This window comes from Paenibacillus qinlingensis (assembly GCF_013204845.1).
GTDB classification, from domain to species: Bacteria; Bacillota; Bacilli; order Paenibacillales; family NBRC-103111; genus Paenibacillus_E; species Paenibacillus_E qinlingensis.
Map to the genome: position 1 here is coordinate 543,680 of NZ_JABMKY010000003.1, position 14,841 is coordinate 558,520.

At 44.4% G+C, this 14,841-nt stretch carries 13 protein-coding genes; 12 read left to right on the forward strand and 1 reads right to left on the reverse strand.

Annotated elements, in window-relative coordinates; all coding sequences use genetic code 11:
• Positions 1–53: 53 nt before the first annotated feature.
• On the forward strand, positions 54–851 hold the full coding sequence (locus HQN88_RS09290) for a carbon-nitrogen family hydrolase (protein WP_173110285.1): 798 nt from the start codon (positions 54–56) through the stop codon (positions 849–851).
• Positions 852–1,381: 530 nt separating this feature from the next.
• On the forward strand, positions 1,382–2,764 hold the full coding sequence (locus tag HQN88_RS09295) for a glycine--tRNA ligase (RefSeq protein WP_173110287.1): 1,383 nt from the start codon (positions 1,382–1,384) through the stop codon (positions 2,762–2,764).
• A 67-nt stretch (positions 2,765–2,831) separates the two neighbouring features.
• Here HQN88_RS09295 and HQN88_RS09300 read toward each other — a convergent pair whose 3' ends face one another.
• On the reverse strand, positions 2,832–3,323 hold the full coding sequence (locus HQN88_RS09300; RefSeq protein ID WP_173110289.1) for a cysteine dioxygenase: 492 nt from the start codon (positions 3,321–3,323) through the stop codon (positions 2,832–2,834).
• 519 nt (positions 3,324–3,842) lie between these two features.
• Between HQN88_RS09300 and HQN88_RS09305 the strand changes: the two genes are divergently transcribed.
• The 10 genes from HQN88_RS09305 to HQN88_RS09350 all read left to right on the forward strand — a co-directional run bounded on the left by HQN88_RS09305 (position 3,843) and on the right by HQN88_RS09350 (position 14,834).
• Entirely contained in the window at positions 3,843–4,688 is an 846-nt protein-coding gene (locus HQN88_RS09305; RefSeq protein WP_173110291.1) for a helix-turn-helix domain-containing protein, read from the forward strand.
• A 677-nt stretch (positions 4,689–5,365) separates the two neighbouring features.
• On the forward strand, positions 5,366–6,355 hold the full coding sequence (locus HQN88_RS09310) for a VanW family protein (RefSeq protein ID WP_173110293.1): 990 nt from the start codon (positions 5,366–5,368) through the stop codon (positions 6,353–6,355).
• Positions 6,356–6,412: 57 nt separating this feature from the next.
• Entirely contained in the window at positions 6,413–8,143 is a 1,731-nt protein-coding gene (locus tag HQN88_RS09315; RefSeq protein ID WP_173110295.1) for a GspE/PulE family protein, read from the forward strand.
• A gap of 42 nt (positions 8,144–8,185) precedes the next feature.
• Positions 8,186–9,397: a type II secretion system F family protein gene (locus HQN88_RS09320; RefSeq protein ID WP_246320121.1), complete on the forward strand. Its 1,212-nt coding sequence runs from the start codon at positions 8,186–8,188 to the stop codon at positions 9,395–9,397.
• A 35-nt stretch (positions 9,398–9,432) separates the two neighbouring features.
• On the forward strand, positions 9,433–10,119 hold the full coding sequence (locus HQN88_RS09325) for a prepilin-type N-terminal cleavage/methylation domain-containing protein (RefSeq protein ID WP_173110299.1): 687 nt from the start codon (positions 9,433–9,435) through the stop codon (positions 10,117–10,119).
• Positions 10,120–10,189: 70 nt separating this feature from the next.
• Positions 10,190–11,188: a type IV pilus biogenesis protein PilM gene (gene pilM, locus HQN88_RS09330; RefSeq protein WP_173110301.1), complete on the forward strand. Its 999-nt coding sequence runs from the start codon at positions 10,190–10,192 to the stop codon at positions 11,186–11,188.
• Positions 11,189–11,193: 5 nt separating this feature from the next.
• Positions 11,194–11,805, forward strand: a complete 612-nt coding sequence (locus tag HQN88_RS09335; protein ID WP_173110303.1) for a PilN domain-containing protein — start codon at positions 11,194–11,196, stop codon at positions 11,803–11,805.
• Between the two features lie 8 nt (positions 11,806–11,813).
• Entirely contained in the window at positions 11,814–12,533 is a 720-nt protein-coding gene (locus HQN88_RS09340) for a hypothetical protein (RefSeq protein ID WP_173110305.1), read from the forward strand.
• A 30-nt stretch (positions 12,534–12,563) separates the two neighbouring features.
• Complete coding sequence (locus HQN88_RS09345) at positions 12,564–13,634, forward strand: type IV pilus twitching motility protein PilT (RefSeq protein WP_274319018.1); 1,071 nt, start codon at positions 12,564–12,566, stop codon at positions 13,632–13,634.
• Positions 13,635–14,834, forward strand: a complete 1,200-nt coding sequence (locus HQN88_RS09350) for an S-layer homology domain-containing protein (protein WP_173110307.1) — start codon at positions 13,635–13,637, stop codon at positions 14,832–14,834. It begins immediately after the preceding gene.
• The last annotated feature ends 7 nt before the right edge of the window (positions 14,835–14,841 follow it).

The window sequence follows — 14,841 nt, forward strand, 5'->3', positions numbered from 1 at the left end:
CGACTAGTATGTACACATACGTATTTTTCTTGAACAGGAAGGAGTATTTCGACATGTCATCACAATTACTTCATGTTGCTCTCATTCAAATGGATATTACAATCGGAAATCCAGATGCGAACTTCGTTCATTTAGAGAAGTTGCTTATGGAAGCCGTTGAAGCGGCTCAGAAACCAGACGTCATCATTTTTCCAGAGATGTGGAATACTGGTTATGCACTAACTGAAATTCATCAACTTGCCGATGTGAATGGGGAGAGAACGAAAACGTTCTTGAGTGGATTTGCTCGTACACATCATGTAAATATTATTGGTGGATCTATTGCAGATAAAAAGGACGATCGTGTGCTCAACACGATTTATGCATGGGATCGCGAAGGGAACGAAATCGCAGAGTATTCCAAAATCCATTTATTCCGGCTCATGGATGAAGAAAAATTTTTGCACAGTGGGGAGCAAGTAGGCTTGTTTGAGCTAGAAGGGGTACCGGCTGGGGCGATGATTTGTTATGATATTCGGTTTCCGGAACTATCACGTAAATTAGCTTTAGATGGAGCGCGTATTTTGTTCGTGCCTGCAGAATGGCCGCATCCACGACTGCATCACTGGCGTACACTTCTTATGGCACGCGCCATTGAGAATCAAATGTATGTGGTTTCATGTAACCGTGTTGGGACAAGCGGAACGACGAATTTCTTCGGTCACTCGATGGTTATCGACCCTTGGGGCGAGGTGCTTGTTGAGGGTGATGAGAACGAAGCGATTCTTCGAGCAACGATTGATCTAGAAGAAGTTGTCCGTGTACGGGGAAAGATCCCCGTTTTTGAAGATCGTCGACCCCATTTATATTAAAGGTTGTTCTTAAAGTCGTCTTTTGATCGCGAAGTAAGCCAGGTAGTATTTCGACATCGAATCTTGCGTGCACCTTTGAAGTCCGGTGCTCATGTAGGTTTTGCCTACACTCCGCTCCTCCTTCTTCAGGTTCGCACAACCTTCTCGGCGCTGAAAACACTACTTTTAGAACTTTTATTGTATTAGGGAGATTGATTTTTGCTGCGATATTCTGTAAACTAAGACCAATTGAATCATCAATTATGGCTGTGAAGGATGAATAGTACTTGAAGAACTTCATGTTCAGCGAGCTGGGGATGGTGAAAGCCCAGAATGAAGATCAAGGAAACGGCTATCCGGAGCCTATACGATAAAGGGGATACATGCTCATTTAGGTGTATCAACTAGGGTGGAACCGCGGGTGCTAAAGCTCTCGTCCCTAGGCATTATTTGATGCCTTTGGATGTTGAGCTTTTTTGATGTTTGCTCATGTCCAGACGGTCGTCATCGGGCGAAGTCCCACTAACTAGAGCTTAAGGAGCGATTGAACAATGAGTGTAACAATGGAGCAAGTCGTCGCATTAGCGAAGCACAGAGGTTTTGTTTTCCCAGGTTCCGAAATTTATGGCGGTTTGGCAAACACATGGGATTACGGCCCACTTGGTGTTGAATTGAAGAACAATATCAAACGCGCATGGTGGAAAAAATTCATTCAAGAATCCCCGTATAACGTTGGGTTAGACGCAGCGATCTTGATGAACCCGCAAGCTTGGGTAGCATCTGGTCACGTAGGTAACTTCAACGATCCAATGATCGATTGCAAAAGCTGTAAAGCCCGTCACCGTGCGGATAAATTGATTGAAAACAAGCTGGCTGAGAAGGATATCGAAATCATCGTTGATGGCATGACGTTCGATGATATGATGAAACTGATCGTGGAACACAACATCGTGTGTCCAGATTGTGGAAGCAAAGATTTCACAGATATTCGTCAGTTCAACCTGATGTTCAAAACGTTCCAAGGCGTAACAGAAGCAAGCTCAAATGTTGTTTATCTTCGTCCAGAAACAGCACAAGGCATCTTCGTTAACTTCAAAAACGCACAACGCACGATGCGTAAAAAACTGCCATTTGGTATCGGTCAAATCGGTAAAAGCTTCCGTAACGAAATTACGCCAGGTAACTTTACGTTCCGTACACGTGAATTCGAACAAATGGAGCTTGAGTTCTTCTGTAAGCCAGGTGAAGATTTGAAATGGTTCGAGTACTGGAGAAGCTTCTGCCATAACTGGTTGCTTTCCCTTGGTGCGAAAGCTGATAATCTTCGTCTTCGTGATCATAATGACGATGAGCTGTCCCATTACAGTAATGCAACAACGGATATCGAGTACAAATTCCCGTTCGGTTGGGGCGAGCTTTGGGGCATCGCAGACCGTACGGACTACGACTTGAAGCAGCATATGGCGCATTCAGGCGAAGATTTCAACTACATTGATCAAGAAACGAATGAGCGTTATGTTCCTTATTGTATCGAGCCTTCGCTTGGAGCAGACCGTGTTACTTTGGCGCTTCTGATTGATGCATTCGAAGAGCAAAAATTGGAAGGTGATGACAGCCGTACGGTTCTTCACTTCCACCCAGCATTGGCACCGATGAAAGCAGCGATTTTCCCACTTTCCAAGAAATTAAGTGAAGGTGCACAGGCTGTATTTGCTGATCTTGCGAAGCATTTCATGGTCGATTACGATGATACAGGTTCCATTGGTAAACGTTACCGTCGTCATGATGAGATCGGTACGCCATTCTGTATCACATACGATTTCGAGTCCGAGACGGATGGTCAAGTAACGGTTCGTGATCGTGATACGATGGAACAAACGCGTATGCCGATTTCCGAATTGAAAGCCTTTATCGAAAATGCACTACAATTCTAATCGCTGAATAAATAAAGAACCCCTTGTAAGCTCGTCAATATGACGGAGGCTTGCAAGGGGTTTTTCACTAGATAACATAATCTAAGACGTCATTATAGGGCAAATAACGTCTAACCTCACGCAGCGGCGGTGTATACACATGGATTGAAATCGCCGGCTCATGAAAAGGATTGTTTAACTGGTGAATTTGCTCAGCAGGCGCAGTGAAATATTCCCCCGCTTGGATGAAGTCATCCTTTTGAGCAACCGGATAGCCTTCTGAATCTAACGAAAAGGTTGAATTCACTAAAGAACCTAAGGCTAGATAAGCCGCGCCAATGGACAAGCCATGGTTATGGATGGCTGTAGAGCGGGAAGCCGGAATGTGAATGACGATAACTTCCAGAGCGGGTGAGCTAAACACCACATTTCGACCATAAGGCAGTTGTGCTGGCTCGGTTCTGAGGTCTGGAACGAAGGATAGATTTCGCTCTATCGATTGAAGCGCGTCTATTAATTGTTCCAGAGTGGGTGCGTGCAACTTACAGAATGTCTGTTCAATTGCTCTGATGAGCGTCATTGGCATCTCGCCTCCTAGGCATTCTTACCTCTTTATCAAAATTAATTTGGAAAAGGATAAGTTTTGTTTATATAATATGCCTTCGGATCTGAATGCGTTAGGGGTAATTGGAACAATTTTTTGCATTAGTCGGATTCTGACTGCCGCACGATTTCACCTGTTTCCTTGCGTTAGACTTGTTTTGCTCGATTTAGTTGGATTATATCGGACTTATTCAGATTTACACATTATTCGTATATATCCTACGAACGGCACATGCCAGAAATCCTTATTCCTGAAGGAAGAACTGCAAACGCTATCTTTTTGTAGTGCAAGTATACTATCTTCTTAGAATTACTACCTTTGCACTATTTCAAGCATTTGATTTGAGCCTTATAGTTAGTGACACATGCGCGAAAAATACATAAATTTGTAAAGGTTGTGAAGATAGGGGCGACGGCATACGACAAATAATTCAATTCTACTCACAGCATGGATGCTATTTATTTCGGGGTTACATAGGGAAAGGCAGTGGGATTGATGAAAGGGTTAGCTGAAGAGACGCAAATGCATGAATTTACAGAGAGAGTCGGCATCTCACAAGCAGAGATAGCCAAGCTACATGAGAAATCATTTCTTAATGGCGTTCAAAGAGATTCGACGCGCGTGAGGTTTCGCGTTCAAGGGAAAATGATGGAACGACTACTAGCTAAAAACCAAGGACTCATGGATGTCATCCTTCGGCAAGCACATCTGAAGACGAACACTTTTTACTTTCCTAATTTATTGATGGTCACGGATAATCATGGGGTTATATTAACGATTAATGGGGATGAACGGTCCATCTTGCAAGCCGCTAATTTGAACAACATCGGGATTGGATCTTCGTTATCGTTATCTAGCGCGGGGACTAACGCGGTTTCGGCAGCCATTGACCTTCAGCGCCCGGTTTGGATTAGTGGTGAGGATCATTATCTGGATACGATGCATAATTGGGTGACAATGTGCGTTCCGATTCAACTGGCGGATAATCAGAGTATCGGTTACTTAGTTTTGACTGCTTTTCAGTATATTTCAGCACCTTTTATGTATCCGTGTATCAAATCGATTGCACTTCTCCTCGAATATGAACTTAGAAAGACGGAATTGCAAAGTAAAACATGGTTCGTTGAGGAAATGCTGGAAGAACGGTTGAAAGCTTTCAAGCTGACGCTGCGAGAAAAAGAAGTCGCGACGTATTGGTTGCTCGATTACGATTATAAGCAAATCGGGAAAGTTTTGGGGATCAGTGAGAATACTGTTCGTGTTTACGTAACGAAGATCAATCGTAAGTTGAAAGTTAATTCCAAAGCATCACTGATACTTAGTGTTCTTGGCGCAATTTAAGGCTGACAGCAAGTAGTCATACATATGCATTACATAACATTTAAACATATTGACGTACTAAGTTGAGAAATGGTTCAAATTGTAGAAAAAAAGCTTCGATCTTACACGATGTATGTGGGGATTGGAGCTTTTTTGCATGTTCAGCGAAAGGAACGATGACGAACAAGACAGGATCCACTAAGGAAAGACTAGAACAGCACGTCTGAGATCGGGTTTTCTTTAAGATGCAGGTGATAAAATCCCTAACATGCTTTGGAATGGCCGCATTTTGCCTATAAGAAGAGTCAAATGTTCGTCTAGGAATATACGAGGAAGACCCATTTTTTAAGGAATTTGTTGAAAATACGCGTTTGATCTTATACATATGCAAGTGATATATAGAAGCAGCGGATTTTATATGGCATGTGTACATCTCAAAAGAACTATATGAAATCGCTTCCTAAGTATGACTTCTAAAGCGAAGTCCCGACTTCATCCTCCGTCTCCTGCCCCCACATAGATTGAATTCCCTATAAAAAGCATCTGAATGGCTAACGAGGCTTAAGAATTATAGTTCATGCATTAGGTCATTTGAATTAATAAATATGTATGATTTGCTCTACAGAAATTACCGTCTATATTTGAGGCATCCCACCGAAACGGGAGGGAAAATGTCGAGCTTTGAGGGACGGTTGGCTATGAGACAAAGAAGAAGGGCCTTGATCCTGCAGCCTATTAAATGGATTCTTCTTCTAGGCGTCGTCGGTTCTGGAAGTGTATATGGACTATCGGCGGCAGGGTTCATTGAGTGGAATTCAGAGCACAAACTAGAAAGTTTGATGTTCTGGAAAGACACGGATCATGCTTCAACGAAAGGAACTGCACTTGCAGCTGGCGCGGACAATGAAAGCGCGAAGCCATCGGTTAAACCAGCATCAACGGCAACGCCTACGGCCATGGCATCTCCAACAGTTGTACCTGCAAGTACTCCTATAAGTACACCAGCAATAACAACGCCAGACAAGAGTTCAACATCGGGTCTGCAGGTCATTTCGCAAGCACAGAGTATTGTAGCTGTAAATGCGAATGAGAAAGCATGGCTGGAGCAGGCGGGATTGATCAAGATTGAGCCAGGGAAGTTATTCTCTTATCAAGCATGGTTGACCGAGGTCAGCAAGGGTAAAGTGCCTGAGAAGAAGGCAGATGAGCTATCACATGTTGCCTCCCTATTGTATGAAGCTGCGCTTCGTGCTGGTATGCAGGTTGGTGAACGTTATTCGCATCAAGATAATCCCACTTATGCTGCTGCTGGATTTGACGTTAATTTTCAAAGTGAGCTGAAAGATTTAACCTTTTATAATTCGATTGACGTACCCATTACTGTTGGCGTGATCTATAACGGGGAAACAGCCGTCGTTACGTTCAATGGGAAACCGAAAGCGGACTGGAAAGCTCCGAAAATTACGGTTAGTAAAGAAGTATTCGCACCAGAGAGCATTGTACTGACAGATTTCACACTAACAGGTCAAGGTGATAAACGTAGTGAAGGTCAATCAGGACTTCTAGTCAAAGTGTTCGCTGATGTGAAGAATGATGGCAAGAACGAGTTGATATATAAAGATTACTACGCACCGCACCCTATTGTCATCGCGAAAGCGCCAACGGCGGAAGAACTGAAATCACCGTAAATGATGTAATTGCACAGATCCGTCACGTACTCTATCAACAGAAGGGAGGACCCCCCAATGCGCATAGGTGAATTATTCGTCATGAACGGACTCATCACAGAGGATCAGCTTGAACAAGGGCTGAAGCAGCAAGTGCACACGAGGAAGAAAATCGGTGAGATTCTTATCGATAAAGGGTTGATCACAGAAAGACAACTGGTTGAAGTGCTGGAATTTCAGTTAGGGTTTCCGGTTGTTAACATGTTTGAGACACAGCTCGATATGCAAACCGTTCAACTCATTCCTGAAACGCTAGCTCGCAAGCATTGTGTTATCCCCATTGAACGCAAGAACGGCAAAATCAAAGTTGCCATGGTCGATCCGTTAAACTATGGAGCCATTGAAGAAATTCGAATGGCGACGAACATGAGTGTACAGCCAGTCATTGCGATTCGTTCTGAGGTCGAGCAAGCCATCACAAAAAATTATGGCATGAAAGAATCTGTCGATGAACTGATGGTCGATTTAGATAAAATCGAAATCAAAGATGAGGAAAGCGAAGCGAATGATCAAGGATCACCGATTGTAAAGTTGGTTAATCAAATCATTCAATCCGCTGTGCAGCAGAGGGCGTCCGATATTCATGTTGATCCTCAGGAGAAACAACTGATCGTGAAATACCGAATCGATGGTGTACTTCGAACAGAGAAAGCGCTGCCCAAGCATATGCAAGGCGTATTGACGGCTAGGTTGAAGATCATTGCAAAGTTGAACATCGCTGAAAGACGGCTTCCTCAGGATGGTCGAATCCAGATGCAGGTGGATAACCGCCGGATTGACATTCGGGTTTCGACATTACCGACAGTTCATGGCGAAAGTATCGTTCTTCGGATCTTAGATCAATCGGCAGGTGTTAAAAAAATTGCCGAATTGGGACTAAGTGATGCGAATTTGGTGAAATTCGACAAAATGATTCAGAAGCCGAACGGGATCATGCTGATCTCGGGACCTACGGGAAGCGGGAAAACGTCAACGCTCTATTCAGCCCTGGGACAATTAAATGGTGATGATGTCAAAATCATCACGGTTGAGGACCCCGTCGAGTATCGAATGAATGGTGTAACACAAGTACAGGTTAACTCTCAGATCGGTTTAACTTTCGCTTCTGGCTTACGTTCCATTCTCAGGCAAGATCCGAACATTGTAATGGTCGGGGAGGTCCGGGATGCGGAGACAGCAGAAATTGCGGTACGTGCTTCCCTAACCGGGCACTTGGTCTTAAGTACCATCCATACGAACAGTGCAGTAAGTACGATTAGCCGACTTGTTGACATGGGAATTGATTCCTATCTCATTGCTTCCTCACTCTCCTGCATCGTAGCTCAGCGCCTTGTCAGACGTGTATGTCGAGAATGTGCTGCTCAGGTACCTGCCAGAGAGGATGAGATGAAGCTGTTGGAAACGCATGGGCTGCTTAGCGGGACTGAACAACAATTGGCGGGAACTGGCACAGGTGTTGTAGTACCTATGACTTCGCCGAGAGCCACGGATAAACCAGTCATGGTAACGAGGGGCAAGGGTTGTGGAACATGCAATAAAACAGGCTACAGAGGTCGTATCGCCGTACATGAGCTGTTAGTTGTAGATGAGCCCCTGCGCAGCCTAATTGTGCAGAATCGTCCCGTTAGCGAGTTGGAGCAGCATTTGATGAAGAATGGGTTTAAAAACATGCTCTATGATGGCTTGCTCAAGATTCGCCAGGGTCATACCACAATTGAGGAAGTGTTGAAAGCTGTGGCAGACGAATAGTAGTTGAAATGAAGAAGGCTATGAATGGGGGTGAGCAATAACTTGGCGAACTTTACGTATGAAGCCGTCAATGAAAGCGGTAAGAAGCTGAAAGGGATGGTGAAAGCACAGAACAAACAGCTGGCGATTACGGAGCTAAGAGGACGCGGGATAACCATTCGGAGCATCCAAGAGCAGCGCAAGACAACGATGGATCTGGAGATTCATATCGGAAGGGCGGTCAAACTTGAAGACTTCGTCATCTTCTGTCGGCAATTCGCCACGTTGATCCGAGCGGGGATTCAAATTGATCAAGCCGTTTCGATTCTGGAAGATCAATCGACCTCCAAATATTTGAAAGCGGCTTTGGGCGATATCTCGGAGCAAATCAGAAGCGGACATCCCTTATCCAAAGGGATGGGGGAACATCCGAAAGTATTTCCCGATATGTTCGTCAATATGATGGCTTCTGGTGAAACCGGCGGTAATTTGGACGAAGTCCTTGAGCGGATGGCAGAACACTACGAGAAAGAGCATAAAACGGTTCAAAAGGTCAAGTCAGCAATGACTTATCCAATCGTAGTTCTGGTCATCGCCATCGTCGTCGTTATCTTTCTCCTCTTGAAAATTGTCCCAACCTTTGCGGATATGTTTCTAGAACAAGGGTCGGAGTTGCCGCTGATTACCAGATTTGTTATGAGCTCAAGTGATGCAATCGTCCATTATTGGTGGATGTTCTTAGCTGGCTTAATTGGCATCATGGTCTTGTATCGGAGCTTTGCTTCGAGTGAAGAAGGGAAGTATTGGATCGATACGATCAAGTTTAAGATTCCAGTCTTTGGACTTATTCTCAAAAAAGCTGCGGTTGCCCGAATGACACGTACGATGTCTTCCCTATTTGTGAGTGCGGTGCCTGTCTTACAGGCACTGGATGTAACCGCGAAAGTAGTTGGCAATCGAGTAATTGCCAAGGTGCTCCGAGATGCCAAAGACAGCTTGCAGCAAGGTAAAATGCTATCGGAACCGATTCAAAAAAGTGGCATTTTTCCCAAAATGGTCGTGCAAATGCTGATCATTGGAGAGGAGACAGGGCAGGTCGATAATATGCTTGCGAAGATCGCTGATTTCTTCGAAGCGGATGTCGATCAGAGTGTAGATCGATTAAAGGCGGTGATTGAACCTCTGATGCTGCTGTTTATCTCTAGTATTGTTGGCGTGATTGTGGCGGCGATCATGAGTCCAATGTTCAAAATGTACGATAATTTCCTAGGATAACTGCCGTCCGGCTTGAAAGGAGGTGATAGACAAATATGTCGGCGGCTTTACTTGCTCCACAACATAACGCACTACCAGATTGGCAAGATCAAGTACATAACCAAAATAAACCTAGAGGTGGGAATGAAATGAACGCATTGGCACTGGAAAACAATCAAAAAGAAGGATTTAAAGCTCCTAAAATGTCTTTCCGCGAGGCAATGAAAAATGAAAAAGGTTTGACGCTCATCGAGTTGCTAGCTGTTATCGTAATTATCGCGATTATTGCAGCTATCGCTATTCCTTCAATCGGTTCGATTCTAGAGAAAACAAGAATTAATGCACATCGTTCTAATGCACACATGGCGATTGACGCTGCTCGACTTTATGTTTCGAATGAAGGCGTTACCTTGGCAGGAACTAATACTACGTTTGTGTTAACGTTAACCGATCTGAATACGAGTGGTTATTTGGAAAATATCCCTAAAGACCCATCGAACAAGCCTAATACCTACGATGCAGGAACTGCAACAACAGCGGCTACCGCTACTACGCCTAGAGGAACTGGCAGTACAGCAGATTCTTATGTATTAGTTGCAAAAGATGCTAACAACAACTTCACTTACTCCGTAACATTAAAAGGCGGCACTCAAAAATATATGGACGCGGCTTTGGAATCTAACATTGAACTTGCCGGTTATGTCGTAGAATCTGGTAATCCAACTGCACCTGCTAATCCATAGTAATCCCCCAAGCGCGCCGCCTAGCGGCGCGCCCCTTATCCCTTATGCATAACCGAGAGGAGTCACCGCAATGTTCGCAAAGAAAACGAGCAAGTATACATACGGCATGCAAATTTCGGATACAGAAGCGAAGCTGGTTGAAATTATGAACGTGAATGGCCAGGTTACCCTGACACAGCGTCATTCCATTGCGCTGGATAGAGGCAGTATTAAACACGGAAAATTCGTGGACGAAGATTCGGTCATTGCGCGCATCTCAACCCTAGTAAAGCAAATTGGGTTACAAGGTGCACATATCAATGTAACGGTGCCACTATCCAATGTGGTACTCCGTAAATCCGTTTTTTCGGCCTTAAAAGATAAAGCATTACGTAACATGATCGACGTTGAATTACATGGCGGACAGCAATTGCCTTTTAAAAATCCAGTGTTTGATTTTGTTCGACTAGGAGCTCCCAAAGATGAAGCTGCAGCTTCTTCGGAAGGTGCAGTGAAATCCTCCAAGTCGTCAGCACAAGAGGAAGTACTCATATTTGCAACACCTGGCGAGGTGGTTGAAAGCTATGCACACGTCGTCAAGCAATCAGGGTTAGTGCCAGTGGCCGTTGATTTGGCACCGCTAGCTCTTCATCGTATGTTGGTACGTCATAGCAAATTAACTGGCTCCGCGATGAAGGAACGATTCATGCTGCTGCATGTCGAGCCAGATCATGCGGATGTCAGTATATTCGTAGATGGCATCCCCGTCTTTTTCCGATCGATTCAAATTAATACAAGTTTCTTCCTGGACACAGGAACGGATCAACTTGCGGCTTATGCCCGAAATTTATCTATGGAGCTTGGACGTGTTTTGAATTATTTCCAATATACGGTGTCCAACGATCAGAAGCATGTCGAGCTTGTATATCTTGTAGGAGATCATGAGTGGATTACTACACTCCCAGAGCATCTAGAGAGTGCATTCACAGGTGAGATTACATCGTTCCCATTGCCCGCCATTCTGAAAGATGAAGATACAACATGTCAAGCATACGCGGTTCCAGTAGGACTGGCGATGAAAGGAGCTTAAGGACGATGAGTGCAGGCGTACAGAAGCTACAATCCATCGAAATCAACTTGCTGCAAATGCGGCACGAAGAACAAACGGGACCAAGTCCATTACTGCGCTATGTTTTTATGACGGCCATTGTACTGGTAGTAGGTGGTATGGGATGGATGTATACAAACGCAAAGTCAGAATTGAAACAGACGAACAAAGCATTAGAGCAAGTGAACCAGCAAATCAAGGAAGGTCAAGCGAAAATTGCTGGCTCTCCAACTGCGGGGGCAGTTGCCGATTTCATTGCATTACCAAACCAACTCAATGCAAGCAAGCCATTAGCGACAGATGTATTGGATAAGCTTTCTGCCTTAATGCCGCTTACATCGAATTTAACGGCACTTTCCTTCGGAGAAGGAAACAAACTCAAGGTGACGGGTAATTTTGCATCAAGCGAAGATATCATTACATTCATGCAAGCGACGAAGGCTTCTAGCACATTTACATTAATTTCTAATAGTGGGATGAACAAAGTAGCGACAGCGGCGGAGGATAAAAATGCACCAGCGGCAACGGATCCACCATTGCCTGTTATTCAAGCGACTTTCGAGCTTCAATACAAGTCCGAGCCTTACAAGAAAGGTTGATCGAACGTATGAGCATGCTCAGCAGCAAAAGAAATCAAATCATCGTAGCGTTCATCCTCGCGTTGGCGCTTGTGATGGTGTATATCAATTTTATTTCACCTCTACAAACTGAGAAGGAAACGAAAGCAAGTCTTCTGATACAAAAAAAACAAGAATTAGAGGCTTTGAATAAACGGACTGCTGGCGGTGGTGCAATTGGTGCTGCAGAGCAAGTGAGCCTTTCCAAAACGCGCGTCCGCGTTCCAGAGTTACCAGATGTAGAAGGACTCATTCGTGAGGTTCGGATGTTAGAGGTTATCACGAAGATGCCAGTGGCTAGCTATAATTTTGAAATTGGCAAGGTGTCCGATATAACAATCAAAGCTCCTGTGAGCGCGCCACAAACTAGTTCGACATCAACGAATGCAAGTTCAGTGCCAGCTCCTGCTGCACAAACATCTTTATCTCTAGCCATTCCAATTAAGCTGAGCACAACAGCTAAAGGGGATTACGCGCAAATTCATCGCTTTCTAGATGAATTGCAAACGACCAATCGCTTGATGCAGGTCGATAAGTTAACTTTTGCGGTAAAAGGCGGGGCACCAGTGAAATTAAATGCGCTGAAAAGAGAAATAACGGTCAATATTTCCTTAGTTTCGTATTATGCACCTGGTTTACAGAAGTTTTTCAAGAATCCACTTCAGGTTCCTTATACAAAGCCTGCTGGAAAGTCTAATCCAGTCTATTAATAAAACCATGTACATACGGGAGGAAATACGATGAGTATGATAGCACCAACTTCGTCTGACACCTTATCACTGAAAGATCTGCTGCGTGTTTCTTACGAATCGAAGGCTTCTGACTTGCACATTAATGCAACGACAGAACCACTTATGCGGCTACATGGGAAGTTAATGAAGGTGGTGGATTCCGTTCTTTCTCCAGATGATACACATCGAATGGCGAAAGAAATCTTGACGAAGGAACAATATGAGACATTGTCCAAGAAGGGAGAAGTTGACTTTTCGTTCGAGCTTCCTGGTCTGTCTCGTTATCGGGGCAATGTATTTAAACAAAAACGACATATTAACATGGTGTTTCGTGTCTTGTCGACGACGGTGCCCTCCCTTTTCAGTTTGAACTTGCCTGATTTGGTTCAGGAATTTGCGCATAAGCATCAAGGTCTGGTTCTAGTAACAGGTCCTACAGGTAGCGGCAAGTCGACCACGCTTGCTTCCATCATCGATTTCATCAATGAAACGCAGAAGAAACATATTATTACGTTGGAAGATCCAATCGAGTATATTCACCCTAGTAAAAATTGTCTGGTGGCACAACGTGAAATTGGCATTGATACCTTAACGTTCTCCAATGGTTTGCGTGCTGCCCTTCGTCAAGATCCTGATGTCATTCTAGTTGGTGAAATGCGTGATTTGGAAACGATTAAAACAGCGATTACGGCTGCGGAAACAGGTCACCTTGTCCTCGCGACACTTCATACCCCGGATGCTCCTCAAACTGTCGATCGGATTATCGATGTTTTTCCAACAGAGCAACAAAGACAAATTCGCGTACAACTGGCATCCGTTCTCATCAGTGTCTTATCCCAACGATTAGTACCGCGTATGGATGGACGAGGAAGGGCGATGGCGCTGGAAATATTAATAAATACTCCAGCGGTAGCCAACTTAATTCGGCAAGAGAAGATTTATCAAATCAAATCGGTCATTCAAACGAATCGACAAATCGGAATGCAAACGATGGTTTCCAGCTTGAAACAATTAGTGGAAGAAGGCATTATCCACCGAGATGCGATCAAAGAATATGAGATGACCTTAGGAGAAGATTAAATGAAAACCAATAAACATACGTTGATTACTGCACTGCTTGTCGTAACTATAATGTCACCAACAGCTGTTCTTGCGAGCGAAGCTACAGTCAATTCAGCAGTCAGTGTGCAAGCGAGCAATCCGTTCGCGGTATTGAAAGGACTCGATAATGAAGCGCGTAGTCAACAATACGATAACTTAAAGCTTTCACCAGCAGGATGGCAGGTTGGGATGATTATTTCCAAGGAACCTTATGCTGTTGTTACTAGCGTAGATGCTTCTGGCGCTCATGTGAAAATATGGACGGGTGCTATCGCTCGCGATTACAATGATTTGCTTGTGTTCTGGGATGAAATTGGCGTAGATGCGGCAGGTAAACTTGATTTCCATGCGACTGACGTCGAAGAGACGACACGTTCATACTTTGAAAGCGCCTCCCAGGAATCCTATCGTGTCAAAGCTTATCTAGGCAAAGTGCCTTGGGCGAATATTCCTACGGATGCAGAGGCAGCACGAGATAGCAGTACAAAGGTATCATCCAATGGCTTAATTAACGTATATGGTATCGTTTTTCAGGATCCAGATCGTGCGGTTGCTCCATCACTTGGTTCAGTTAAGAAATTACCAGACATGCCAGATGCCGTGCCAACGCTGCGGACATGGAAACAAACGGCCGTAAGAGCGGTTCCAAGCGATGCACTAACTCACTGGGCAAAGGATGACATTCTTGATCTGATGCAGAAATCGATTATCGATGGGTATGAAGATCATACAATACGTCCGAATCGAACGCTATCGAAGGCAGAGTTTGTAACGCTTGTGGTTAAAGCATTAGGAATTGAACCTGTCCAAACACCAGTCAAAGGGTACGAGGATATGGGGAAACATTGGTCAACGAACATGGTTGCCTCTGCACAAGCTATGGGATTACTGGATTTGAAACCCGTAGATCTGAACTTTTCTCCAGATTTACCCATTACACGCATCGAAATGGTTGGTCTCGTTGATCGCATTTTACAAAAGTATGCCGTAAAGGGTGGAGCGGGCACTGGTGAATTCACGGACATCGCAAGTTTAACAGAGATAAATAAAGCATCGCTTCAGAATGTGATACATGCAGGTATTGTCGGCGGTTATGAAGATGGTTCGTTCAGACCGCAAGGATCATTAACTCGTGCTGAAGCTTTCAAGGTCATCTCGAGAATCATTCATTTGGTATAGAAAGGAG